We start from the raw sequence: 23,225 nt of genomic DNA, 5'->3' as shown, positions 1-23,225 counted from the left end.
CTTTGACCTCAGCGCAAATATCAAATGCCCATCCCTGTATTTTTCCGCACGCCCCCAACCCCGACACTGCGCTCCATCAATCAATCCCCACCGGAGTTGCAGCCATGCCCATTGCCTTGCTCGCGCTGACCCTCAGCGCTTTCGCCATCGGGACGACGGAGTTCGTCATCGTTGGCCTGTTACCCACCATCGGTGCCGATCTCGGCGTCAGCCTGCCGTCCGCCGGTTTGCTGGTCAGTCTGTATGCCCTCGGTGTGGCCATCGGCGCGCCGGTGCTGACCGCCCTTACCGGCAAAGTCCCACGCAAATTGCTGTTGTTGTCGTTGATGGTGCTGTTCACGCTCGGCAACTTGCTGGCCTGGAAAGCGCCGAGCTACGAGTCGCTGATCATTGCGCGGATCGTCACGGGCCTGGCCCACGGGGTGTTTTTCTCGATTGGTTCGATCATCGCCACCAGCCTGGTGCCGAAGGAAAAAGCTGCCAGCGCGATTGCCATCATGTTCACCGGCCTGACCGTGGCGCTGGTCACCGGCGTGCCATTGGGGACGTTTATCGGTCAGCATTTCGGCTGGCGTGAGACCTTCCTCGCGGTGTCGGCATTGGGTGTGATCGCCTTCATCGGCAGCCTGCTCTACGTGCCGAAAAACATCGCCCACAGCAAACCGGCTTCGCTGTTGCAGCAATTGCAGGTGCTCAAGCAGCCACGCCTGCTGCTGGTGTATGCCATGACGGCGGTCGGTTACGGCGGCTCATTCATTGCCTTCACCTTTCTGGCGCCGACTCTTCAGGACATTTCCGGCTTCGGCGCCAGCACTGTCAGCCTGGTGCTGCTGGTCTATGGCATCTCGGTAGCCGTCGGCAACATCTGGGGTGGCAAACTGGCGGACAAGCACGGCCCGATCAGCGCCCTGAAAATCATCTTCGCCCTGCTCGCCGCCGTGCTGTTCGTGCTGACCTTCACCGCCGGCAATCCATGGCTGGCCCTGGCCACCGTGCTGGTTTGGGGCGCCGTCGCTTTCGGCAACGTGCCGGGCCTGCAGGTGTATGTGGTGCGTCAGGCCGAACATCACACCCCGAATGCGGTGGACGTGGCTTCGGGCCTGAACATTGCGGCGTTCAACCTCGGCATTGCCGGTGGGGCGTGGGGCGGTGGTTTGATCGTGGCGCACATGGGCCTGATCCATACCGCATGGATCGGCGGCCTGGTGGTATTGGTCGCACTGGCACTGACCGCCTGGAGTGGGCGTCTTGACCGGTTGGGCCCGGTGTATGCCGAACCTGCTGAGGGTTCTGCCCGGATCGTCATAACTCATTAATAAATTAAAAGATCGCAGCCTTCGGCAGCTCCTGCACGGGCATATGAATACCTGTAGGAGCGAGGCTTGCCCGCGAAGCTCTTCGCTTTACCGTCCGTAGCCCCGTCGAAACTTTCTCGCCCGCCCCGCAGTCATCAAAAGACAGGGCTGTCCGAGGACGGGAGGCGACATGGCGGCGATTCATATCGGTATTTCAGGCTGGCGCTACACGCCCTGGCGGGGGGAGTTCTACCCGAAGGGGCTGACCCAGAAGCGCGAATTGCAATTCGCTTCACGGGCGGTCAACAGCATCGAAATCAATGGATCGTTTTACGCCCTGCAACGGCCCGAACGTTACGCCCAGTGGTACGACGAAACTCCAGCCGGCTTCGTGTTCAGCGTCAAGGCGCCGCGCTTTATCACCCACATCAAGCGCCTGCGGGACATTCATAAACCCTTGGCGAATTTCTTCGCATCCGGAGTGCTGGAGCTCAAGGAAAAACTCGGCCCGATCCTCTGGCAATTTCCGCCCAACTTCAAATTCGACCCCGAGTTGTTCGAAAACTTTCTAGAACAATTACCCCACGACACTGAACAGGCCGCCGCCCTCGCCCGCCAGCACGAACCGCGCCTGAATGGTCACGCCAGCATGAAGGCCTACGGCAAAAAGCCGCTGCGTCATGCCGTGGAAATACGCCACGAAAGTTTCGTCGATCCCGCCTTCGTCCGTCTGCTCAAACGCTACAACACCGCGCTGGTCATCGCTGACACCGCCGGCAAATGGCCGTATCGCGAAGACCTCACCAGTGATTTCGTCTACCTGCGCCTGCACGGTGCCGAAGAACTCTACGCCAGCGGTTACACCCCACAAGCGCTGCAACGCTGGGGCGACCGGATCGAGGCCTGGTATCACGGAAAGCAACCAGCGGATCCGCAATTGATCGCCCCTCGACAAAAAACCAAGACATGCAAATCCCGGGAAGTGTTCTGCTATTTCGATAACGACATCAAAGTCCGTGCGCCCTTCGATGCTCGCCGCCTGCTTGAGCGTTTGCATCTCGACAAAGACCTTGCCACGGCCCCCGGTGAGCCGGTTGCCGAAGGAGTGCTGCCATGAGCATTCCCGAACCGGTCGGCACCACGGATGAACAGCAACCCATCATCACCGCCGTGAGCCGTTTCACTGTGCTGACGGTCAACACCCACAAGGGTTTCACCGCGCTCAACCGGCGCTTCATCCTGCCCGAGCTGCGTGAGGCGGTGCGCAGCGTGTCCGCCGACGTGGTGTTTTTGCAGGAGGTGCATGGCACCCACGAACATCATCCACAGCGCTACCTCAATTGGCCGGCGATGCCGCAGTACGAATTCCTTGCCGATACCTTATGGCCGCAATTTGCCTATGGGCGCAACGCGGTCTACCCGGCGGGCGATCACGGCAATGCGCTGTTGTCGAAATTCCAGATCGTTCGCCACGACAACCTCGACGTTTCCATCAGTGGCCATGAAAACCGTGGAATCCTGCATTGCGTGCTACGGATGCCCGGCGATGGTCGGGAAGTGCATGCCATTTGCGTCCATCTGGGGCTTCGCGAAAGTCATCGCAAGGCACAACTCAAACTGCTGAGCCAACGTATGGAAGAGTTGCCGGAGGATGCCCCGGTGGTGGTCGCCGGCGACTTCAACGACTGGCGCCTGCGCGCCGATGCGCTGCTCAAGCCCTGCGGTTTGCGTGAAGTCTTTGCCGAGCTGCACGGCAAACCGGCACGCAGTTTCCCGGCGCGTTTGCCGGCATTACGCTTGGACCGCATCTACGTGCGCAACCTCAAGGCCAGCCATCCGCAAGTACTGGCGGCACGGCCCTGGTCACACCTTTCCGACCATGCACCGCTATCGGTGGAGATCGAGCTATGACCGGCCCATTGATGGAAAAAACCACGGTCGAACACGTTTCCACACCTCCGCCGGTGCGCAAGCCCGCAGTGGTTGATGTCGAATACGGCTGGCACGGCAATAACCGGGTCCAATTGCTGGAGAACGGTGAGGAATACTTTCCACGGGTGTTTGAAGCGCTGCGCCAGGCCCAGAGTGAAATCCTGCTGGAGACCTTCATTGTGTTCGAGGACAAGGTCGGCAATGAGCTGCAAAAAATCCTGATTGAAGCGGCTCAACGCGGGGTGCGTATCACCGTCAACCTCGACGGTTTTGGCTGCGGCGAACTGAGCACGGAGTACCTTGCGGCGCTGAGCAATGCAGGTGTGCGCCTGCAAATATTCGACCCCGCGCCGCGTCACTTCGGCATCCGCACCAACTGGTTCCGCCGCATGCACCGCAAGATTGTGGTGGTCGACGGCACGATTGCGTTCCTCGGCGGAATCAATTTTTCCGCCGACCATTTGGCCGACTTCGGCCCTGAAGCCAAACAGGATTATTCGGTTGAAGTGCAAGGCCCGGCGGTGGCCGATATTCATCATTTCACCTTGCTGCAAAGCGGTCGCCCGGCCCGGGCCAAATACTGGTGGCAACGCCGAAGACAGAGGCGTGCGGAACTGGCGGTCAGCGATCATGATGGTCAGGTTCGGCTGGTGTATCGCGACAATGGCGAACACCAGGGCGATATCGAAGAGGAGTACTTGCAGGTGCTGCGCGGCGCCCGACATCGCGTGATCATCGCCAACGCCTATTTCTTTCCAGGCTATCGGCTGCTGCGGGAGATCCGCAATGCGGCGCGCCGAGGGGTCGAGGTGCGCCTGATTCTTCAGGGGCAGCCGGATTTGCGGGTGGCCAGGCTCGCCGCGCGCATGACCTACGACTATCTGCTGCGGGCCGGGGTAGCGATTTACGAATATTGCGACCGTCCCCTGCATGGCAAAGTGGCCTTGGTCGACGAGGACTGGAGCACCGTTGGCTCAAGCAATCTCGACCCGCTGAGCCTGTCCCTGAATCTTGAGGCCAACGTGTTGATCCGCGACCGCGCCTTCAACCGCGACCTGTTCCAGCGCCTCGACGAGTTGAGCAGCAATCACTGCAAGGTCATGTCGGCGGACAAGGCGCCTCGCGGACGGGTCTGGGACATGACCATCGGTTTTCTGGTGTTTCACTTCCTGCGGCATTTCCCGGCGTGGGCTGGTTGGTTGCCGGCGCATAAACCGCGTCTGAAACCCTTCATCCATCCGACCGAGAGCGATAAGGCATGAGCCATTCTGATGCGCGGCCGGCCCCTCACTCCGACACGCCGAGAAAATCCCACTGGCACCGCTGGAAAAAGCCTCTGACGATGCTGTTTTTTCTGGCGCTGATCGTACTGTTCACGATGCTCGCCCAACGCATCGAATGGGGCGAAGTGTTCGATACCCTCGCCGACTTCAAAGTGCGCACACTGATCATCGCGTCCGGGGTGACGCTGATGAGTTTTCTGGTGTACGCCTGTTTCGACCTGATCGGCCGCACCTACATCCGACAGGACCTGACCTGGCGACAGATCCTGCCGGTGGGAATCATCAGCTATGCCTTTAATCTCAACCTGAGCGCCTGGGTCGGCGGCATCGCCATGCGTTATCGGCTGTATTCGCGGCTCGGCGTGAGCAAAAGCAACATCGCGAAAATCCTCGGGCTGAGCCTGGCGACCAACTGGTTCGGCTACATGGTAATTGCCGGCGCGGTGTTCAGCAGCGGCTTGGTGCGAATGCCGCCAGGCTGGAAACTGAGCAGCGATGCCCTGCAAGGCGTGGGCGTGCTGTTGCTGCTGTTGAGCGCGGGGTATCTGGCTGCCTGCCGGTTTTCCAGGCGGCGGGAGTGGTCGATTCGTGGCGTGGAAATCAACCTGCCGTCGTTGCATATGGCAATTCTGCAACTGGCCTTGGGCGCGCTGAACTGGTCGTTGATGGCGGCAGTGATCTTCACCCTGCTGCCGAGCAAACTGGACTATCCGCTGGTGCTTGGCGTGTTGCTGATCAGCGCCATTGCCGGGGTCATCACCCACATTCCGGCCGGGCTCGGTGTGCTGGAGGCGGTATTCGTGGCGCTGCTGCAACATGAGGTCTCGCGGGGAAGTCTGGTGGCGGGGTTGCTTGCTTATCGGGCGATCTATTTCCTGCTGCCGCTGCTGATTACCGTGGTGATGTATCTGGTGGTGGAAGCCAAGGCGAAGTCGTTGCGGATTTCGAAAAAATCGGGGTGAGGTGCGGTGTTCGGGATGACGCCTTCGCGGGCAAGCCTCGCTCCTACAGGTTTTGTGTGATTCCTGTAGGAGCGAGGCTTGCCCGCGAATGATCGCAAGAACACCACACCTCTCATGTCGACTGAATGATGCTCAACCGCTCGCCCACCACCATTTCCGTGATCCAGCCCACCAGGATCGAGGTGTACGCCTGTTGCGAAACCGGATCACTCAGGGCGTGATCGGCGCCGTCGATAATCCGGTGGGTCAGCGAGTGGGTCTGCTGACATGCCGCGCGGTAACTCATGATGGTCGCGTGGGGCACATAGGCGTCTGTCTCGGACTCCACCAGCAACACATCCCCGGTAAATTGCGAACAGGCATGCAGTGCGCGATTGCTGTCGGCGCGGACCCGCGTGCTGCGGTAATCGCGCAAATCGAGCTTGTCCAGCTCACGCTTGGGTGTGTGCCAGAAATCGTCGCGATACAACGCCGGCACCCGCAGCGCCAGCCAACGCACCGGACGCAAGGACGTCAGGATCGCCGCCAGATAACCACCATAACTGGTGCCGACCACGGCGATCGCAGACGTGTCGAGCGCCGGATGGGCGAGCAGTCGGTCGTAGGCCGCCAGCAGGTCACGCAGGTTGTCTTCGCGGGTGACCCGGGACAACGGAATACCGGTCCCGCCGGTGTGGCCACGCAAGTCGAATGTCAGGCACACGCAACCCAACCCGGCGATGCCTTTGGCGCGCTCCAGGTCGCGCTCCTGACTACCGCCCCAGCCGTGAACGAAAAGCACTCCCGGGACTTTCGATTTGGGGCTGAGGAAGGTTCCGCTCATCTGTTCATCATCGATGTCGATCGCAATGGTTTCGCTTCTAGCCGTCATAGGATTTGACCGTTACGTACTTGAGAAGAAAGTCACTGTGTTCCGCAGGCCCCCGGTAGACCTCAATGGCGTTGGCCGGCAGAGGTTGATCGGTATAGGTTTCGACCGACGACACGCGAATCGCGCGCAAGCCGGGGTTGTTGACGAAGCTCTGCAGTGCCGCGACTTCAGCACTGCTGGCACCGCCCAGGCGCCAGGACTGTTCGAGCACGCCGCTGCGTTGTTTGCCATCGTAATCCAGCCCCTGGGCGATGTCGTAGTTGCGCCGCGAGGCATAGAAACCGGGGTAGGCTTCATCGGCCGCGCTGTCGAATACCTGCGCTTGCTGGATCGCCAGCCTCGTGTCATCCGGGAGTTCCAGCGCCAGCAGGTCCTCGTAATAACCCTGCACCACCAACAGATTGGACCCGCCATAAACCTGCTCGCCCTGACCGTCTTCGGTCAAGTATTGATCACCGCAATAACTCAGCACTTTGTCGCCGATAAAACTCTGACCGACGCTATGGGTGACCACCTCGGTCAAGTCTTGCTCCAGCACCACACCTTCGGTGAACAATGTTTTGGCATCGGGGCGAGCGAGGATGGCGTCGAACTGGTCGAGGCTTTTGATCACTTCCTGACCACGTCCGGCGCAGGCATGAATCGGCTTCATGCGGATCGGACCGCTGTAGAGCAAATGCTCCGCTGCCGGGCGAGCATCGTCCAGGGAGAACACGCTGAGGCCATCGAGCACAACGCTGCGTACCCGTTCGGAAAACAACGACGACCAGCCTTCGGGGGCGAACGCATAGCGGTTCAACAACCCATGACTGATGGCTTTGGTGCAGATGAAAGCGTGGTCGACGTAACCGCCCCACAAATCCTCCGGCCCTTTGACGCCCAGCTGCCGGGCGGCAGCAACGCCCACCAGCGTCTGGGTCGGCAACAGATAAACATCACGGCCGCGATGCAGGTCCAAGTCATAACTGCCGCCGTATTCGAGCCCGACGACTTGCGCCAGCCAACGAGCGAGTGCGCGATTGGTTTCGACTTCGTGCAGCGGGGCTTTGGGGCGTACCGAATGGGCGAGCACCAGTTTCTTGCGGTTTGTTGGGGTCATGCGTTCCCCTTCAATTTGCGCTTGATGAATGTAGCTGAAGGAGGTGCAGAGATCAGGCCAACGGCGGCTGGAGAGAAACGGGTTTCAAATCAGCCATTTGTGAAATATGCGATAGCACAAGGCCTGTTTTATTCTGCACGACGCCTTTCAATACTCCCGGCATTTTGCACGACTCAAAACCTGCCGCCTGCCCCATGTGGGAGCGAGCCTGCTCGCGATAGCGGCCTGACATTCCAGGTTTATGTTGAATGACACACCGCTATCGCGAGCAGGCTCGCTCCCACATTTTCTGATCTGGTGTGCTCTGATTACCGAGCCATGGCGGCAGTCGGCATCACCCCAAACCGCGCCCGGTAATCACTCGGCGCCAGCCCGGTAATCTTCTTGAACGTTGCCCGAAACGCACTCGGGTCCTGGTAACCCACGGTCCAGGCAATGTGATCAATGGTGCCGTTGGTGAATTCGAGCATTTCCCGCGCCTTGCCAACCCGCAGGTGCTGGCAGTATTCGGTGGGTTTCAACCCGGTCGCCGCACGGAATCGCCGCAGGAAAGTGCGCTCTTCCAGCCCCGCCCGCTCGGCCATTGTCGCCAACGAGACATCGGTTGCCCCGGTGCTTTGCAGCCAATGCTGGACCTTGAGAATCGACGCATCGCCATGATTGAGAATGGGTGCAAAGTTACTGCCGCATTCGCTCGCGCTGTCGCTGTGTTCCACCACCAGAAATCGCGCCGTGCCGGTAGCAATGCTCGGCCCGAGCAAGCGGTTCACCAAGCGTAATCCCAACTCTGACCAAGCCATCAACCCGGCAGTGGTGATCAGGTCACCGTCGTCGATGATCGGCGTGTCAGCCTTGAGCTTGACCGCCGGGTAACGCTCGGCAAAGGCTTTGGCCGAGGTCCAGTGGGTGGTGGCGCTACGGCCGTCGAGCAAGCCGCTTTCAGCCAACAGAATAGAACCCACACAGACTCCGCCAAGGGTCGCGCCGTTGGCGTGTTGCTGACGAAGCCAGCGAATCAGCTCTTGGGGCGCCTGCCGCTCGGAAAAACCTCCGATCGAGGGCGGGATCAACACGGCAACCAACGCGCCGGCCGGGCCTGGATGAGTGTCATAGACCCGCTCGGGCACTTGATCGCCATCGACCTGCCAGTGACTGACCCGCAGCAACGGTAGCTGCGCCGCCTGATGCTCGGCGGCGATCCGGTTGGCCACGCCGAACAGGTCCGTCAGCCCATGCACCGCCGCCATCTGCGCACCGGGATAGATCAGCACTCCCAGTTCGGCGACTGCCCTTTCTACACCCATTGTCAGTTTTCCCCCTTCTATTGTCGGTGCGGCCAATCCTCGGACGGCCAGCAAAACCTGATACTTGATGCACACCCAACAAACACTTCAAGGAAACACTCATGGCCAGGCAAGCACTCATCGTAGTCGATATCCAGAACGACTACTTCCCCCAAGGCAAGTGGCCGCTGGTGGGCGCCGACGAAGCAGCAGACAATGCCGCACGGTTGATTCAGGCGTTTCGCGAGGCCGGTGATCCGGTGGTGCATATCCGCCACGAATTCACCTCCGATGCCGCGCCGTTCTTCACTCCGGGCTCCGACGGCGCGAAGTTGCATCCCAAAGTTCTCAACCGCGCCGACGAACCGGTGGTGCTCAAGCACTTCGTCAACTCGTTCCGCGAGACCGAACTGGAGGCCATCCTCGACCAGCAAGGCATCGAGCATCTGGTAATTGTCGGCAGCATGAGCCACATGTGCATCGACGGCATCACCCGCGCCGCCGCCGATCTTGGCTATACCGTCACAGTGATTCACGACGCCTGTGCCACCCGCGACCTGGAGTTCAATGGCATCACTGTCCCGGCTGCCCACGTTCACGCCGCCTTCATGTCGTCCCTGGGTTTTGCCTATGCAAGCGTGGTGTCCACCGATGATTTTCTGGCTGGTTAAGTGAGATCAACCTGTGGGAGCGGGCTTGCTCGCGAAAGCGGTGTATCAGGCAACATCAATGTTGACTGTCTCGCCGCCTTCGCGAGCAAGCCCGCTCCCACATGACCTTCTATTGTCATTACTCCTGCGCAACAGTCGAAAAAATCTCACGCGTGAGCTATTGAGATCCGCAAAAATTGCCTGTAGTGTTTCTCACGCGTGAGATTTTTCACAACGGGGTCAGCATCATGAAAAGCAGCTCTCCATCAGATCCGCCTACCGGATCTGTTACCGATTCAGCGAGCCAAAAGGGAGAGCGCTCGAAACCGTCCGCGAAAAAACCATCTAGTTTTTATATGAAGCAGATGCGCGCGGGCCTGGGTGCCGCCGGGTATGTGAAACACGAGACTTGGGTGCTTCCCGAAAACCGAAGCCTGCTCAAGCAGATGGAGAAACAGCTACGCCAACCGATTCTGGCTGGCTCATTCATGTCGGAGAATTACATGAGCGCAGGTAACAACTGGAACATCGATCGCCTCTACAGCGCCCTTCAGGCCCTCGACGAAGTGGTTTCGAACGACATCACCCTCTCCCTCGTTCAAGGTTCCGAGTCCAGCATCAAGCTGGAAATGAACGATTTCGGTGGCTTGCCGATTTACATCGCCGTGGTGGGTGATCAGATCATCGTGGACACCGTTCTGGTCGACGTCGAGTCCATCAACGACGTACCGGCATTCAACGATGCCGTTCTGCGCAGCCGGGAAATGTTCCCGCTGTCCTCGATCGGTATCGAGTCCATGCCCAACGGGCAGATCGTTTACAACATGTTCGGCGCCCTGAGCTCCGACTCCAGCCTGACCAACGTCGTGACCGAGGTCAAAACCCTCGTCGACAACGTCCAGCGCGCCAGCGAAGCCTTTGAACGTTTCTTCATCTAATTTTTCGGGAACAGGAAATATCCAATGACTCAGTCCATCTGGAGCAAATTGTTCACCGCGCTGCGTGGCGGTGCCAACGAAGTCGGCGAATCGATCGTCGACCAACAGGCCCTGCGCATCCTCGACCAGGAAATTCGCGATGCTGACAGCGCGCTGGCCAACGCCAAGCGTGAGCTGGTCACCATCATGGCCAAGCACAAACTGTCGGCTGATCGCGTCAGCGAGTACAACGCCAAGATCAAGGATCTGGAATCCAAGGCCCTGGCCGCGATCCAGGCCAATCGCGAAGACCTGGCACTGGAAGTGGCTGAAGCCATTTCGACCCTGACCAATGAACTGGATGTCGAGCAAAAGCAGGCCACCGAATTCGGCGGTTACGCTGACAACATGCGCAAAGACATCACCAAGGCCGAAAACCGCATCAAAAGCCTGCGCCAGCAAGTGGACATGGCCAAGGCGCGTGAAAGCGTACAGAAAGCCCAGGTCAGTGCTTCGATCGCCAGTGGCGGCGCCAACGGCAAACTGGAAACCGCTGTCGGTACGCTGAACCGCCTGCAAGCCAAGCAGCAGCAACGCGCCGCTGAGCTGGAAGCCCAGGACCAACTGGCCGATGCGTCGACCGGGACCGACCTGGAGCGCAAGCTGCGTGAAGCTGGCATCACGCCGAACGAAGGCAGCGCCAATGCGATTCTGGAACGCCTGAAGAAAAAATCGGCTGAGTAACCGGCCCTGATGCCTGGCGCATAACCTGTGGGAGCGGGCTTGCTCGCGAAGAGGGAGTATCAGTCGACATCAATGTTGCCTGACACACCGCCTTCGCGAGCAAGCCCGCTCCCACATGGATTCGTTGCCATATTTTTTGTCGAGTCGAGGTCAAGGATGGATGCCCTGAAGGGTTTCAAGACAATCGCAGGCCTGGCCATCTTCATGGTTGCGCTGCAACTGCTCAATGTGGCGACCGGCTACAGCCTTATTGCCTTCGGCCTGGTCCCGAGAACATTGCACGGACTGGTCGGCATCATCACCTCGCCTTTCTTGCACGGGTCCTTTGCACACCTGAGCACCAACCTGATTGCCTTTTTGATCCTCGGTACTTTGGTCATTGTCGAAGGGCTCAGCCGGTTCATGGCCGTCAGCGCCATCATTATTCTGCTGGGCGGCTCACTGGTCTGGCTGTTCGGTTTTGCAGGTGTACACATCGGTGCCAGCGGATGGGTATTCGGGCTGTGGGCGTACCTGCTGTCGCGCGCCTGGTTCCAGAGGAGCTGGAGCAACCTGATAACGGCCAGTGTCGTGGTCCTGCTCTATGGCGGCCTGATCTTTGGCTTCCTTCCTCGCCAGGGCATGTCCTTCGAAGGGCATATCTTTGGTGCGATCGCCGGATTTATTGCAGCCAAGGTACTGTTATCTACGCCGCGCAGCAGGTTTAATGCCGCCCGGTAAGCGCATTTGAGCACTCAGACGCCAGAGCGATTACGTCGCCAGGAATGAGCCCCCCATGGAGTCAGGGATGTAATGTCGATTTTCCTTCTATTGCGCACGTACGCCGCGTCCTTCTTCCATCGGTTCGGCTGGGCAGGCTTGGCCATTGCGGTGGGCATACACCTGAGCACGGCCTATATCGGCCTGGTGCTTCTGGGCGAACAACACCTCACCGCCCCCGCCACGTTTACCTACTTCTATCTCACCACCACGCTCACCGTCGGCTATGGCGATCTTGCGCCACAGACATCGGCGGGACGAATTTTCGTGGCCACCTGGGTCATGCTCGGGGGCATTGCGCTGCTGACGGCAGCCATCGGCAAAACCACCAGCAGTGTCATCGATGTATGGAGAAAAGGCATGAAGGGCAAAGGCGATTTCACCGGCAAGGTCGGCCATACCGTTCTCATTGGCTGGGAAGGCGCGTCCAGCGAGCGGGTGATTGATTTATTGCTGCAGGACGAAACCTCCAATGACAACCTGATCGTCATTTGCGATTGCGACCTCGAAGAAAACCCCATGCCGGGCAAAGCGGACTTTATCAAAGGCGAAAGCCTGTCCTCTGCCGCGCTTTTGCTGCGGGCCGGCGTTCCCGGTGCCGAACGTGTCCTGGTGCGAACCCATTCAGACGATCTGACCCTGGCCACCGTGCTGGCGATCAATCAACTGAACCCTGTCGGGCATGTGGTCGCCCACTTCAATGAAAGTGAAATCGCTGCCCTTGCCAGCGCCTACGCGCCCAGCCTGGAATGCACCTCGAGCATGGCCATCGAGATGTTGGTGCGCGCCTCTCAGGATCCGGGCTCGTCTGTGGTCATCAATGAACTGCTGTGCGTGGGTCAAGGCGCCACCCAATACCTGATGCGGCTGCCCGAGACCTTTGAAGCAACGTTCGGCGATCTGTACGCGCAGATGAAAGAACAGCACAACGCGACTCTTATCGGCTACCGCGCCAAAGGCGCCCGACAGCCTTCGATCAACCCGCCCGGCGCCACTCGCGTTGAGGGCGGCGAACTCTTCTACATCGCCTCCACTCGCCTCAAGGAAATCACCAATGGGATGGTTTAAACAGTTGATGGGGCTTGAGGCCCCGAAAGCGAATACGGAATCGAAATGGACAGCCAACGAAACCCTGCCCGCCATCGGTCCGCTGGGCCTGGCATTGGGCAAGGGCGTGATGTTCGACACGACCCTGAAATTGTTGCTCGACGGCAACACTGCTGTGGTTATCCCTGGCTCCCAGCAAGTCTGGAGCGCCGGCACCATTGATCTCGGGCAGTCGACCTGGCTGTCGCGCTATTACATGAACGACGAAGACTACTGGCTGCAAGTGCACACCACCGGCGACATCGCCGGACAGGTCGAGTCGGTGATCCTGTTCAATTACCTCAGTTACATCACCATCAACAGTGAAGCGGAGCTGCGTCGACTGGCCGGCCCTCAAAGCCTGATTGGCCTGCCGACCTACACCCACAACGGTGTCGAATACACCCGCGAGTGGGGCACCGAGAACGGCCAGACGGAACTGGTGGCGCTGAGCGAACACCTGAAAAACCCGGATGAGTCCTACAGCATCGAGCACCGTTCGATGCTGTACGCCCGCGAAACCGGCCTGACCGACCGCCGGGAATTCCTGCTGTTTTCCGTCGAAGAAGACGCCGAAGGCACTATCAGCTTGAGCACTTCGCTGGGTATTTCGCTGTACACCACTGACCTGAACACTTTTTAAAAAGGAAGAAATTCATGCTTGAAGCGCTCTCCATCTCCCTGAATAAAGCCGCCGTGCTCGGGTTTGTTTTGTACATCCTCGGCGCCGCCGTGCTGTTCGCGCTGTTCCAGTTCATCTACACCCGAATCACGCCGCACAAAGAGTTCGAACTGATCCGTTCGGGCAACGTTGCGGCCGCGATCGCGCTGGGTGGCGCCATCATCGGTTTCGCCATTCCGGCCAGCAATGTGATTGCCTATTCGATCAGCATTCTGGATTTCGTCGTCTGGGCAGTGATCGCCGCTTTCGTACAACTGCTGGCTTTTCTGGTGACCAGCCTGGTGCTTAAAGGCGCCTCTGAACGCATTAAAAAAGGCGAAATCGCTGCGGGTATCTATATCGCGGCAGTGGCCATCAGCGTCGGCATGTTGAACGCCGCGTGCATGACCCCTTCCCAGAACTGATTGCGCCACGGAGATCCCGATGAAACGAAGCAAGTACGTTCAGCTCTCGCTGGCAGCATCGGTCGCCATGGCGATATCAGGCTGCGGGCCGACGGAAAAAACCTACGAGATACACAAAAAGTACAACTTCCAGTCCGTCCAGCAGTGCGCCGATGAAAAGCTCCCGGTCGACATCTGTTCTGACGCCTATATGAAGGCCATGGCCCAGCATCGAAGCATTGCGCCGGTGTACGACAACCAGGCTGATTGCGACGCCGACTTTGTCGCCGACTGGTGTCAGCAGGATTCCGCCGGCAAGTTCATCCCCAAGCTCGGCGGTTTCGAGCTGAGTGCCGATGGCGAAGTGACGCAAGCCGAAGTAGACGCAGCCAAGTCAAAACTGCCCGCTTCGGAAGCGACTGCAGCTGGGTCGGGATTCTCCGGCAGCAGCCTGCTGACCGGGCTGTTGATCGGCAACATGCTCAGCAACAACCGCAACAGCTACTACTCCGAGCCGGTCTACCGCTATCGTGATGATCGCGGCAGCTACTCGTCCTCGACACTCAGCCAGCGGGTATCGTCAGGTTCAACCTTCAACAGGTCCAATCAGGCGCGCTACGGCAGCAGTAGCAGTTACACCGACACCATCACCCGCAGTAAGCCGGTGTCTGTTGCGGCCTCCACTTCCCGCGGCGGCTTCGGCAGCCAGGCCAGCGCACGCAGCGGCTGGGGCGGATCGAGCAAGAGCTTTGGCGGGTCGAGCAGTTAAGGAAACAGAGCCATGAAGAAGATCCTCTGCGCAGAACGTCATGACTGGAAACAGACCGCCGAATCTCTTGGTTTTCTGTTCCATACCATCGACGACGAACCCTATTGGGACGAGAGCGCGTATTACCAATTCACGCTCAAACAGATCGAGAACGATCTCGAAGACCCGACCACCGAGATTCATGAGATGTGCATGGACCTGGTGGCCCGCGTGGTTCAGAGCGAGGAGTTGCTGGAGCGCCTGAGCATTCCCGCGCCATTCTTCGACATGGTTCGCACTTCATGGCTCGAAGGCCATCCGCACCTGTATGGGCGCATGGACTTCTCCTATAACGGCAGCGGGCCCGCCAAGCTGCTGGAACTCAACTACGACACGCCGACCAGCCTGTATGAGGCCGCGGCGTTTCAATGGGGCTGGCTGGAGCAATGCATCGAACGCGGCTTGCTGCCCAAGCATGCCGACCAGTTCAACAGCATCGACACCAAGCTGCATCAGGCCTTTGCCCAACTGCAGCTCAAACACCCCTTCTATTTCGCCTCGATGAAAGACTCGGTCGAAGACAAAGGCACCACCGACTACTTGCGCCTGATCGCGGAAAAGGTCGGCATCGAATCGCGACACATCGATATCGAAGACATTGGCCTCACCAGTGACGGACGTTTCGTCGACCTCGAAGATCGCTGGATTCCTCATTTGTTCAAGCTGCATGCCTGGGAGTTCATCTTCCACGAACCCTTCGGCGCAGCGATTGCGCAGAGCGACACACAGTTTTTCGAACCGCCCTGGAAATCCATCATCTCCAACAAGGGCATCCTGCCGCTGCTGTGGGAGTTCAACAAAGGTCACCCGAACCTGCTCGCGGCGCACCTGGATACCGATCCAGGCAAAGCGGTGCCCAAAGGCTGGGTGCGCAAGCCGTTCTTCTCCCGGGAAGGCGCCAACATTGAGCTGCAAACCGCTGACGGTCTGATCGTGAAAGAGGACGGGCCCTACACCGACGCGCCATTTATCCTTCAGGAGTTCGCCCCGCTACCGAAGTTTGGCGACAGCTTTACGCTGGTGGGTTCCTGGGTTATCGGCGATCAGGCGGCCGGTATCGGCGTGCGGGAAGACAACAGTTTGATCACCAAGGATTCGAGCCGTTTCTTGCCGCACCTGATACTCGACTGACCCATCCATCGCCGGTGTGGACATAAGTACGATGTCCGCAAGACTTACGGCTGAAATACCGGATAATGGCGGCCATTCGTTTAGCCGTTATTCTGGTAATCCCCCATGGAAATCAAGGTCAACTTTCTCGACAACCTTCGACTTGAAGCCAAGTTCGATGACTTCACGGTGGTGGCCGATCAACCTATCCGCTACAAGGGCGATGGCTCGGCACCGGGTCCGTTCGATTACTTTCTGGCTTCATCGGCGTTGTGTGCGGCTTATTTCGTGAAGTTGTACTGCGACACTCGCAGTATTCCCACGGATAACATCCGCCTGTCGCAGAACAACATTGTTGATCCGGAAAACCGCTACAACCAGATTTTCAAGATCCAGGTCGAATTGCCGGCGGACATCTCCGACAAGGACCGTCAGGGCATCCTGCGCTCCATCGATCGTTGCACCGTGAAAAAAGTGGTGCAAGCCGGGCCTGAGTTTGTGATCGAAGAAGTCGAAAACCTCGACGCCGATGCCCAGGCGTTGCTAATGCCTGCGTCCAGTTCAGAGGCGAGCACTTATATCGCGGGCAAGGATCTGCCGCTGGAGCAAACCATCGCCAATATGTCAGCCATTCTGGCGGACCTGGGCATGAAGATCGAAATCGCTTCGTGGCGCAATATCGTGCCCAATGTGTGGTCGCTGCACATCCGCGATGCGCATTCGCCGATGTGCTTTACCAACGGCAAGGGTGCGACCAAGGAAGGCGCGTTGGCGTCGGCGTTGGGTGAGTTTATCGAGCGACTCAACTGCAACTTCTTCTACAACGACCAGTTCTGGGGCGAAGACATCGCCAACGCAGCGTTTGTGCACTACCCGGACGAACGCTGGTTCAAGCCTGGCCGTAAAGATGAGCTGCCAACTGAAATTCTCGACGAGTACTGCCTGAAGATTTACAACCGCGACGGCGAGCTGCGTGGTTCCCATCTGATCGATACCAACTCGGGCAATGAAGAGCGCGGCATCTGTTCGCTGCCGTACGTGCGCCAGTCGGACGGCGAGGTGGTGTATTTCCCGTCCAACCTGATTGAAAACCTGTTCCTGAGCAACGGCATGAGTGCCGGTAACACGCTGGCCGAAGCCCAGGTGCAGTGCTTGTCGGAGATCTTCGAACGCGCGGTAAAACGCGAAATCATCGAAGGTGAATTTGCACTGCCGGATGTGCCGGCCGATGTGCTGGCGAAGTACCCCGGGATACTGGCTGGTATTCAGGCACTGGAAGAACAAGGGTTCCCCGTGCTGGTGAAAGATGCGTCCCTGGGCGGTGAGTTCCCGGTGATGTGCGTCACGTTGATGAACCCGCGTACCGGCGGTGTGTTCGCCTCGTTCGGCGCGCATCCGAGCCTGGAAGTGGCGCTTGAACGCAGCCTGACCGAATTGCTGCAGGGCCGCAGCTTCGAAGGCCTCAACGACTTGCCCCAGCCGACGTTTGAAGGGCATGCGGTGACCGAGCCGAACAACTTCGTCGAGCACTTCATCGACTCCAGCGGCGTGGTGTCGTGGCGCTTCTTCAGTGCCAAATCGGATTATGAATTCGTGGAGTGGGACTTCTCCGGCCAGGGTGAAAACTCGAACACCGAGGAAGCCGCGACCTTGTTCGGCATTCTCGAAGGCATGGGCAAGGAAGTGTACATGGCGGTCTACGAGCATATCGGCGCGAAGGCGTGCCGCATCCTGGTGCCGAACTATTCGGAAATCTATCCCGCGGACGATCTGATCTGGGATAACACCAACAAGGCGCTGTTCTTCCGCACCGACATTCTGAACCTGCATCGCCTGGACGAAGACGAACTGAAAGCGCTGGTTGAGCGCCTGGTGGAAAGTGAGCTGGACGACTACACCGATATCACCTCCTTGATCGGCATCGAATTTGACGACAATACGGCGTGGGGTCAGCTGACGATCCTGGAGTTGAAGCTGCTGATTTATCTCGCCTTGCAGCAATTTGAAGAGGCGAAAGAGGCGGTGGAGATGTTCCTGCAGTACAACGACAACACGGTTGAGCGTGGCCTGTTCTACCAGGCCGTCAATGTGGTACTGGAGATGAAGCTGGACGAAGACCTGGAACTGGAAGACTACGAGGCCAATTTCCGCCGGATGTTTGGCAACGAGCGGACGGATGCAGCGATCGGATCGGTGGACGGCAGCGTGCGCTTCCATGGCTTGACGCCGACCAGCATGAAACTGGAGGGGCTCGACAGGCACCTGCGGTTGATCGATAGCTACAAGAAACTGCACTCGGCACGGGCCAATGTGACTGCTGTATTCAGTTAACAGCGCCCACAAAAAAGCGAAGCCAGATCACCTGGCTTCGCTTTTTTTATTACTGACTGGATAGCTGCTTTTTAGAACGGGATATCGTCATCAAAGCTGTCGAAATCCGGAGCCGGCTGAGGAGCGGCCTGCTGCTGTGGAGCCGGACGCGACTGTTGCGGTGCCGACTGCTGCGGACGCGGAGCCTGTTGGCGTGGAGCCGGGGCGGACTGCTGGTAGTTATTGCCCCCGCCTTGTTGGTCGCCCTGCTGTGGACGGCCGCCCAGCAGTTGCATGGTGCCTTGCATGTCGACCACGATTTCAGTGGTGTAACGCTTGATACCGTCTTTTTCCCACTCGCGGGTCTGCAGCTTGCCTTCGATGTACACCTGCGAACCCTTGCGCAGGTATTCGCCGGCGATTTCGGCAACCTTGCCGAACATCGAAACACGGTGCCATTCGGTCTTCTCGACCTTCTGACCGGTTTGCTTGTCGGTCCACTGTTCGCTGGTCGCCAGACTCAGGTTGGTCACGGCGTTACCGTTAGGCAAGTAGCGAACTTCGGGATCCTGGCCGCAAGTGCCGACCAATATGACTTTGTTAACCCCACGGGCCATAACGTTCTCCTAGGCTACGCACGCTGCCTCGGCCGGGTTGTTCACCAGGCGCTCAAGGGTCGTGCGATCCAATAGTTCTGTGTCCAATTTGATGTAAATCGCCGCTTCATCAGCAACGATCACCGCATCTGTTACCCCTACGACGGCCTTCAGGCGCTCGACCAGACCCGCTTCGCGGATCGCCTCGGGCGACAACGGCAAGCGCAGGCTCGTCACGTAAGGTGGTTCGCGCATGGTAACAGCAAAGGCCAGCCAGAGGGCAGCCAGGCCGGCGCATCCGAGGAATACAACCGACAAACCGCCGTGCTGGAACATCCAGCCGCCGAGGATCCCGCCCAGCGCCGAACCGAGGAACTGGCTGGTGGAATAAACCCCCATCGCCGTGCCCTTGCCGCCTGCCGGTGAAACCTTGCTGATCAACGATGGCAAGGAGGCTTCCAGCAGATTGAACGCGGTGAAGAACACCACCGTGCCAATCACCAGAGCCCGCAAGCTATCGCCGAACTGCCAGAAGAATAGCTCAGTGAGCATCAGCGTCACGACGGCACCGAGCAAAACTCGTTTCATTTTGCGTCGCTTCTCGCCATAGATAATGAATGGAATCATGGCGAAGAAGGAAATCAGCAGCGCGGTCAGGTACACCCACCAGTGCTGCTCTTTGGGCAGCCCGGCTTTTTCGACCAGGGCCAGGGGCAATGCCACGAAGCTCGACATCAACATCGCGTGCAACACAAAAATACCCAGGTCCAGGCGCAGCAGGTCCGGGTGCTTGAGTGTCGGTATCAGCGCCTGGCGCGCGACGCCGGATTCACGGTGCTGCAACGGCCCGGTTGCACGCGGCACCATGAACATCACGATGACGATACCGACCAGCGCCATGCCACCGGTGGCGAAGAACAACCCGGACAGGCCGAAGGCGCGGGTCAGCAATGGTCCTACAACCATGGCGACAGCGAACGACAGACCGATCGTCATGCCGATCATGGCCATGGCTTTGGTCCGATGCTGTTCCCGGGTCAGGTCTGACAGCAACGCCATGACCGCCGCGGAAATCGCCCCTGCGCCTTGCAGGATGCGTCCGGCGATGACGCCCCAGATCGAATCGGCATTGGCCGCCAGCACACTCCCCAGGGCGAAGATGATCAGCCCCAGGTAAATCACCGGCCGGCGACCGATGCGGTCGGAAATGAAGCCGAAAGGAATCTGAAAGATCGCCTGGGTCAGGCCGTAAGCGCCAATCGCCAACCCGATGAGGGCCGGGGTCGCTCCTGCCAGGTCCATCCCATAGGTCGCCAGAACCGGCAACACCATGAACATGCCAAGCATACGGAAGGCGAACACCAGGGCCAGACCGCTTGCTGCGCGGGTCTCACTGCCACTCATGCGTTCGCTGTGGGGATCGTGCATGGAAAAACCTCATGTGAACCGGCGGCGATTCTACCAGTCCCATCGATTGACGGGGTATATCGCGACGCTATGACGCGCACAGATGACGCAGTCTTCATGCAAGGCTGCGCGCCCCGCATTTGATAGTGTGCATCCATCCAGTATTTGGCCGTATACTCCTACGTTTTCGACGCCCGCCGAGCGAGGCCACTTTGGACAAGATCCTGATTCGTGGGGCCCGAACCCACAACCTGAAGAACATCGACCTGACCCTGCCACGGGACAAACTGATCGTTATCACCGGCCTGTCCGGATCCGGCAAGTCGTCCCTGGCCTTCGACACGCTGTACGCCGAAGGCCAGCGTCGTTATGTCGAATCGCTGTCGGCCTACGCCCGGCAGTTCCTGTCGATGATGGAAAAACCTGACGTCGACACCATCGAAGGTCTGTCGCCAGCGATCTCCATCGAACAGAAGTCGACCTCGCACAACCCGCGCTCGACGGTTGGCACCATTACCGAAATCTACGATTACCTGCGCCTGCTCTACGCTCGCGTCGGTATTCCGCGCTGCCCGGACCACGACATTCCGCTGGAAGCCCAGACCGTCAGCCAGATGGTCGACCTGGTGCTGGCACAACCGGAGGGCAGCAAACTGATGCTGCTGGCCCCGGTGATCCGCGAGCGCAAAGGCGAACATCTTTCGGTCTTCGAAGAACTGCGCGCCCAGGGCTTTGTACGGGCCCGGGTCAACGGCAGACTGTGCGAGCTGGACGAGTTGCCGAAGCTGGATAAACAGAAGAAGCACTCGATCGACGTCGTGGTCGACCGCTTCAAGGTTCGCGCCGATCTGCAACAGCGTTTGGCTGAGTCGTTCGAGACTGCGTTGAAACTGGCGGACGGGATTGCGCTGGTGGCGCCAATGGACGACGAGCCCGGCGAAGAAATCATCTTCTCCGCACGCTTTGCCTGCCCTATCTGCGGCCACGCCATCAGCGAGCTGGAACCCAAGCTGTTTTCCTTCAACAACCCGGCCGGCGCCTGCCCGACGTGCGATGGCCTGGGGGTCAAACAATTCTTCGACACCAAACGATTGGTGAACGGTGAACTGACCCTGGCCGAAGGCGCGATTCGCGGCTGGGACCGGCGCAACGTCTATTACTTCCAGATGCTTGGCTCGCTGGCCTCGCACTACAAGTTCAGCCTTGAAGTGCCGTTCAACGACCTGCCGGCCGATCAGCAGAAGTTCATCCTGCATGGCAGTGGCTCGCAGAACGTCGACTTCAAATACCTGAACGACCGTGGCGACATCGTCAAACGCTCGCACCCGTTCGAAGGCATCGTGCCGAACCTGGAACGCCGCTACCGCGAAACCGAATCGGCTTCGGTCCGTGAAGAACTGGCCAAATTCCTCAGCACCCAACCCTGCCCGGATTGCCGCGGTACCCGTCTGCGTCGCGAGGCGCGGCACGTTTGGGTTGGCGAGAAGACCTTGCCGGCGGTGACCAATCTGCCAATCGGCGACGCCTGTGAATATTTTGGCGTGCTGAAGCTGACCGGCCGCCGTGGCGAAATTGCCGACAAGATTCTCAAGGAAATCCGCGAGCGCCTGCAGTTCCTGGTCAACGTTGGCCTGGACTATCTGTCACTGGATCGCAGTGCCGACACGCTGTCCGGCGGTGAGGCCCAGCGTATCCGCCTGGCCAGCCAGATCGGCGCCGGCCTCGTGGGGGTTCTGTATATCCTCGACGAACCGTCAATTGGCCTGCACCAACGGGACAACGACCGGTTGCTGGGCACCCTCAAGCACCTGCGGGACATCGGTAACACGGTGATCGTGGTCGAGCACGACGAAGACGCGATTCGTCTGGCCGACTATGTGGTGGATATCGGCCCGGGCGCGGGTGTACACGGTGGGCATATCGTCGCCGAAGGTACGCCGGCCGAGGTCATGGCTCACCCTGATTCGCTGACCGGCAAGTACTTGTCAGGGCGGGTGAAGATCGCAGTGCCAGCCAAACGCACGCCGCGTAACAAGAAGTTGTCGCTGGCCCTCAAGGGCGCTCGCGGCAACAATTTGCGCAATGTCGATCTGGAGATTCCGATCGGCCTGTTGACCTGCGTGACGGGTGTTTCCGGTTCGGGCAAGTCAACGTTGATCAACAACACACTGTTTCCTTTGAGCGCTACGGCACTCAACGGGGCAACGACCCTGGAAGCGGCTGCTCACGACAGCATTAAAGGCCTGGAACATCTGGACAAGGTTGTGGACATCGACCAGAGCCCGATCGGTCGCACACCGCGCTCCAACCCCGCGACCTATACCGGGCTGTTCACGCCGATTCGCGAGTTGTTCGCCGGTGTGCCTGAATCCCGCTCCCGCGGTTACGGGCCGGGGCGTTTCTCCTTCAACGTGAAGGGCGGACGCTGCGAAGCTTGTCAGGGCGATGGCCTGATCAAGGTGGAAATGCACTTCCTGCCGGACATCTATGTCCCGTGCGACGTCTGCAAGAGCAAGCGCTACAACCGCGAGACGCTGGAGATCAAGTACAAGGGCAAGAGCATCCACGAAACCCTCGAGATGACCATCGAGGAAGCCCGGGTGTTCTTCGACGCGGTTCCAGCTTTGGCGCGCAAGCTTCAGACGCTGATGGACGTAGGCCTTTCGTACATCAAGCTGGGGCAATCGGCGACGACGCTGTCCGGCGGTGAAGCCCAGCGGGTGAAACTGTCTCGTGAGCTATCCAAGCGTGATACCGGCAAGACCCTGTACATCCTCGATGAGCCGACCACCGGCCTGCACTTTGCGGATATCCAGCAACTGCTCGACGTACTGCATCGTCTGCGCGACCACGGTAATACCGTGGTGGTGATCGAGCACAACCTGGACGTGATCAAGACCGCCGACTGGTTGGTGGACCTGGGGCCGGAGGGCGGTTCCAAGGGTGGGCAGATCATTGCCGTCGGCACGCCAGAGGAAGTGTCGGAGATGAAGCAGTCCCACACCGGCTTCTATCTCAAGCCACTGCTGGAGCGTGATCGGGCCTGAA

Annotated in this window: 21 protein-coding genes; 16 read left to right on the top strand and 5 right to left on the bottom strand. The window is 59.1% G+C overall.

Features of this window, described 5'->3' with window-relative positions; translation table 11 throughout:
• The first annotated feature begins 104 nt into the window (after positions 1–104).
• From PMI30_RS17735 to PMI30_RS17755, 5 genes are all read left to right on the top strand, one after another.
• The gene (locus tag PMI30_RS17735; protein ID WP_008008941.1) at positions 105–1,316 is read left to right on the top strand and encodes an MFS transporter; all 1,212 of its coding nucleotides are present in this window, start codon (positions 105–107) and stop codon (positions 1,314–1,316) included.
• 169 nt (positions 1,317–1,485) lie between these two features.
• The gene (locus PMI30_RS17740) at positions 1,486–2,412 is read left to right on the top strand and encodes a DUF72 domain-containing protein (RefSeq protein WP_008008938.1); all 927 of its coding nucleotides are present in this window, start codon (positions 1,486–1,488) and stop codon (positions 2,410–2,412) included.
• Positions 2,409–3,206 carry an endonuclease/exonuclease/phosphatase family protein gene (locus tag PMI30_RS17745; protein WP_008008937.1) on the top strand — a complete coding sequence of 266 codons (798 nt, stop codon included), beginning with the start codon at positions 2,409–2,411 and terminating at the stop codon, positions 3,204–3,206. The genes PMI30_RS17740 and PMI30_RS17745 overlap by 4 nt, the downstream gene beginning before the upstream one ends.
• Positions 3,203–4,489: a cardiolipin synthase ClsB gene (gene clsB, locus PMI30_RS17750; RefSeq protein ID WP_008008935.1), complete on the top strand. Its 1,287-nt coding sequence runs from the start codon at positions 3,203–3,205 to the stop codon at positions 4,487–4,489. Before PMI30_RS17745 ends, clsB begins: the two co-directional genes overlap by 4 nt.
• A complete protein-coding gene (locus PMI30_RS17755) occupies positions 4,486–5,472 on the top strand; it encodes a lysylphosphatidylglycerol synthase domain-containing protein (protein ID WP_008008933.1) in 987 nt (328 codons plus the stop codon). Before clsB ends, PMI30_RS17755 begins: the two co-directional genes overlap by 4 nt.
• Positions 5,473–5,584: 112 nt before the next feature.
• Here the strand turns inward: PMI30_RS17755 and PMI30_RS17760 are convergent, their stop codons facing one another.
• From PMI30_RS17760 to PMI30_RS17770, 3 genes are all read right to left on the bottom strand, one after another.
• Complete coding sequence (locus PMI30_RS17760; protein ID WP_008008928.1) at positions 5,585–6,343, bottom strand: alpha/beta hydrolase family protein; 759 nt, start codon at positions 6,341–6,343, stop codon at positions 5,585–5,587.
• Positions 6,333–7,442 carry a DUF3182 family protein gene (locus tag PMI30_RS17765; RefSeq protein ID WP_008008927.1) on the bottom strand — a complete coding sequence of 370 codons (1,110 nt, stop codon included), beginning with the start codon at positions 7,440–7,442 and terminating at the stop codon, positions 6,333–6,335. The genes PMI30_RS17760 and PMI30_RS17765 overlap by 11 nt, the downstream gene beginning before the upstream one ends.
• A gap of 308 nt (positions 7,443–7,750) precedes the next feature.
• On the bottom strand, positions 7,751–8,746 hold the full coding sequence (locus PMI30_RS17770; RefSeq protein WP_008008925.1) for a GlxA family transcriptional regulator: 996 nt from the start codon (positions 8,744–8,746) through the stop codon (positions 7,751–7,753).
• Between the two features lie 101 nt (positions 8,747–8,847).
• On the opposite strand from PMI30_RS17770, the gene PMI30_RS17775 reads away from it, so the two are divergent.
• From PMI30_RS17775 to PMI30_RS17820, 10 genes are all read left to right on the top strand, one after another.
• Entirely contained in the window at positions 8,848–9,396 is a 549-nt protein-coding gene (locus PMI30_RS17775) for a cysteine hydrolase family protein (RefSeq protein ID WP_008008924.1), read from the top strand.
• Positions 9,397–9,731: 335 nt separating this feature from the next.
• Positions 9,732–10,313, top strand: coding sequence for a YjfI family protein (locus tag PMI30_RS17780; protein WP_008008922.1), 582 nt, complete (start codon positions 9,732–9,734; stop codon positions 10,311–10,313).
• A 24-nt stretch (positions 10,314–10,337) separates the two neighbouring features.
• A complete protein-coding gene (locus PMI30_RS17785) occupies positions 10,338–11,036 on the top strand; it encodes a PspA/IM30 family protein (protein ID WP_007896817.1) in 699 nt (232 codons plus the stop codon).
• A gap of 156 nt (positions 11,037–11,192) precedes the next feature.
• Positions 11,193–11,756 carry a rhomboid family intramembrane serine protease gene (locus PMI30_RS17790; RefSeq protein ID WP_008008919.1) on the top strand — a complete coding sequence of 188 codons (564 nt, stop codon included), beginning with the start codon at positions 11,193–11,195 and terminating at the stop codon, positions 11,754–11,756.
• A gap of 72 nt (positions 11,757–11,828) precedes the next feature.
• Positions 11,829–12,863: an ion channel gene (locus tag PMI30_RS17795; protein ID WP_008008917.1), complete on the top strand. Its 1,035-nt coding sequence runs from the start codon at positions 11,829–11,831 to the stop codon at positions 12,861–12,863.
• Positions 12,850–13,524, top strand: coding sequence for a DUF2491 family protein (locus PMI30_RS17800; protein ID WP_008008915.1), 675 nt, complete (start codon positions 12,850–12,852; stop codon positions 13,522–13,524). Before PMI30_RS17795 ends, PMI30_RS17800 begins: the two co-directional genes overlap by 14 nt.
• A gap of 14 nt (positions 13,525–13,538) precedes the next feature.
• Positions 13,539–13,967 (top strand): DUF350 domain-containing protein, encoded by a 429-nt coding sequence (locus tag PMI30_RS17805; protein WP_008008913.1) that lies wholly within the window; start codon positions 13,539–13,541, stop codon positions 13,965–13,967.
• Between the two features lie 19 nt (positions 13,968–13,986).
• The gene (locus tag PMI30_RS17810; protein WP_008008911.1) at positions 13,987–14,715 is read left to right on the top strand and encodes a DUF1190 domain-containing protein; all 729 of its coding nucleotides are present in this window, start codon (positions 13,987–13,989) and stop codon (positions 14,713–14,715) included.
• A gap of 12 nt (positions 14,716–14,727) precedes the next feature.
• Positions 14,728–15,885 (top strand): glutathionylspermidine synthase family protein, encoded by a 1,158-nt coding sequence (locus PMI30_RS17815; protein WP_008008909.1) that lies wholly within the window; start codon positions 14,728–14,730, stop codon positions 15,883–15,885.
• A gap of 105 nt (positions 15,886–15,990) precedes the next feature.
• Positions 15,991–18,195 (top strand): OsmC domain/YcaO domain-containing protein, encoded by a 2,205-nt coding sequence (locus tag PMI30_RS17820; RefSeq protein ID WP_008008907.1) that lies wholly within the window; start codon positions 15,991–15,993, stop codon positions 18,193–18,195.
• 71 nt (positions 18,196–18,266) lie between these two features.
• On the opposite strand, the gene PMI30_RS17825 is transcribed toward PMI30_RS17820, so the two are convergent.
• Both PMI30_RS17825 and PMI30_RS17830 read right to left on the bottom strand, forming a co-directional pair.
• Positions 18,267–18,791, bottom strand: a complete 525-nt coding sequence (locus PMI30_RS17825; RefSeq protein ID WP_007896798.1) for a single-stranded DNA-binding protein — start codon at positions 18,789–18,791, stop codon at positions 18,267–18,269.
• A gap of 9 nt (positions 18,792–18,800) precedes the next feature.
• A complete protein-coding gene (locus tag PMI30_RS17830) occupies positions 18,801–20,198 on the bottom strand; it encodes an MFS transporter (RefSeq protein ID WP_008008905.1) in 1,398 nt (465 codons plus the stop codon).
• A 191-nt stretch (positions 20,199–20,389) separates the two neighbouring features.
• Between PMI30_RS17830 and uvrA the strand changes: the two genes are divergently transcribed.
• Positions 20,390–23,224, top strand: a complete 2,835-nt coding sequence (gene uvrA / locus PMI30_RS17835; RefSeq protein ID WP_008008903.1) for an excinuclease ABC subunit UvrA — start codon at positions 20,390–20,392, stop codon at positions 23,222–23,224.
• The last annotated feature ends 1 nt before the right edge of the window (position 23,225 follow it).

Source organism: Pseudomonas sp. GM50, from assembly GCF_000282375.1.
Lineage (GTDB): Bacteria > Pseudomonadota > Gammaproteobacteria > Pseudomonadales > Pseudomonadaceae > Aquipseudomonas.
Note: the sequence above shows the minus strand (reverse complement) of the source record. Positions and strands in the feature narration are given on the sequence as shown.

What these genes read in the sequence shown, in the direction of transcription:
- PMI30_RS17790 (WP_008008919.1), top strand. Translation starts at nt 11,193, where the DNA reads ATGGATGCCCTGAAGGGTTTCAAGACAATCGCAGGCCTGGCCATCTTC.
- PMI30_RS17745 (WP_008008937.1), top strand. Translation starts at nt 2,409, where the DNA reads ATGAGCATTCCCGAACCGGTCGGCACCACGGATGAACAGCAACCCATC.
- PMI30_RS17830 (WP_008008905.1), bottom strand. Translation starts at nt 20,198, where the DNA reads ATGCACGATCCCCACAGCGAACGCATGAGTGGCAGTGAGACCCGCGCA.
- clsB (WP_008008935.1), top strand. Translation starts at nt 3,203, where the DNA reads ATGACCGGCCCATTGATGGAAAAAACCACGGTCGAACACGTTTCCACA.
- PMI30_RS17785 (WP_007896817.1), top strand. Translation starts at nt 10,338, where the DNA reads ATGACTCAGTCCATCTGGAGCAAATTGTTCACCGCGCTGCGTGGCGGT.
- PMI30_RS17825 (WP_007896798.1), bottom strand. Translation starts at nt 18,791, where the DNA reads ATGGCCCGTGGGGTTAACAAAGTCATATTGGTCGGCACTTGCGGCCAG.
- PMI30_RS17795 (WP_008008917.1), top strand. Translation starts at nt 11,829, where the DNA reads ATGTCGATTTTCCTTCTATTGCGCACGTACGCCGCGTCCTTCTTCCAT.
- PMI30_RS17765 (WP_008008927.1), bottom strand. Translation starts at nt 7,442, where the DNA reads ATGACCCCAACAAACCGCAAGAAACTGGTGCTCGCCCATTCGGTACGC.
- PMI30_RS17805 (WP_008008913.1), top strand. Translation starts at nt 13,539, where the DNA reads ATGCTTGAAGCGCTCTCCATCTCCCTGAATAAAGCCGCCGTGCTCGGG.
- PMI30_RS17755 (WP_008008933.1), top strand. Translation starts at nt 4,486, where the DNA reads ATGAGCCATTCTGATGCGCGGCCGGCCCCTCACTCCGACACGCCGAGA.
- PMI30_RS17770 (WP_008008925.1), bottom strand. Translation starts at nt 8,746, where the DNA reads ATGGGTGTAGAAAGGGCAGTCGCCGAACTGGGAGTGCTGATCTATCCC.
- PMI30_RS17820 (WP_008008907.1), top strand. Translation starts at nt 15,991, where the DNA reads ATGGAAATCAAGGTCAACTTTCTCGACAACCTTCGACTTGAAGCCAAG.
- PMI30_RS17815 (WP_008008909.1), top strand. Translation starts at nt 14,728, where the DNA reads ATGAAGAAGATCCTCTGCGCAGAACGTCATGACTGGAAACAGACCGCC.
- PMI30_RS17760 (WP_008008928.1), bottom strand. Translation starts at nt 6,343, where the DNA reads ATGACGGCTAGAAGCGAAACCATTGCGATCGACATCGATGATGAACAG.
- PMI30_RS17775 (WP_008008924.1), top strand. Translation starts at nt 8,848, where the DNA reads ATGGCCAGGCAAGCACTCATCGTAGTCGATATCCAGAACGACTACTTC.
- PMI30_RS17810 (WP_008008911.1), top strand. Translation starts at nt 13,987, where the DNA reads ATGAAACGAAGCAAGTACGTTCAGCTCTCGCTGGCAGCATCGGTCGCC.
- PMI30_RS17800 (WP_008008915.1), top strand. Translation starts at nt 12,850, where the DNA reads ATGGGATGGTTTAAACAGTTGATGGGGCTTGAGGCCCCGAAAGCGAAT.
- PMI30_RS17780 (WP_008008922.1), top strand. Translation starts at nt 9,732, where the DNA reads ATGAAGCAGATGCGCGCGGGCCTGGGTGCCGCCGGGTATGTGAAACAC.
- PMI30_RS17735 (WP_008008941.1), top strand. Translation starts at nt 105, where the DNA reads ATGCCCATTGCCTTGCTCGCGCTGACCCTCAGCGCTTTCGCCATCGGG.
- PMI30_RS17740 (WP_008008938.1), top strand. Translation starts at nt 1,486, where the DNA reads ATGGCGGCGATTCATATCGGTATTTCAGGCTGGCGCTACACGCCCTGG.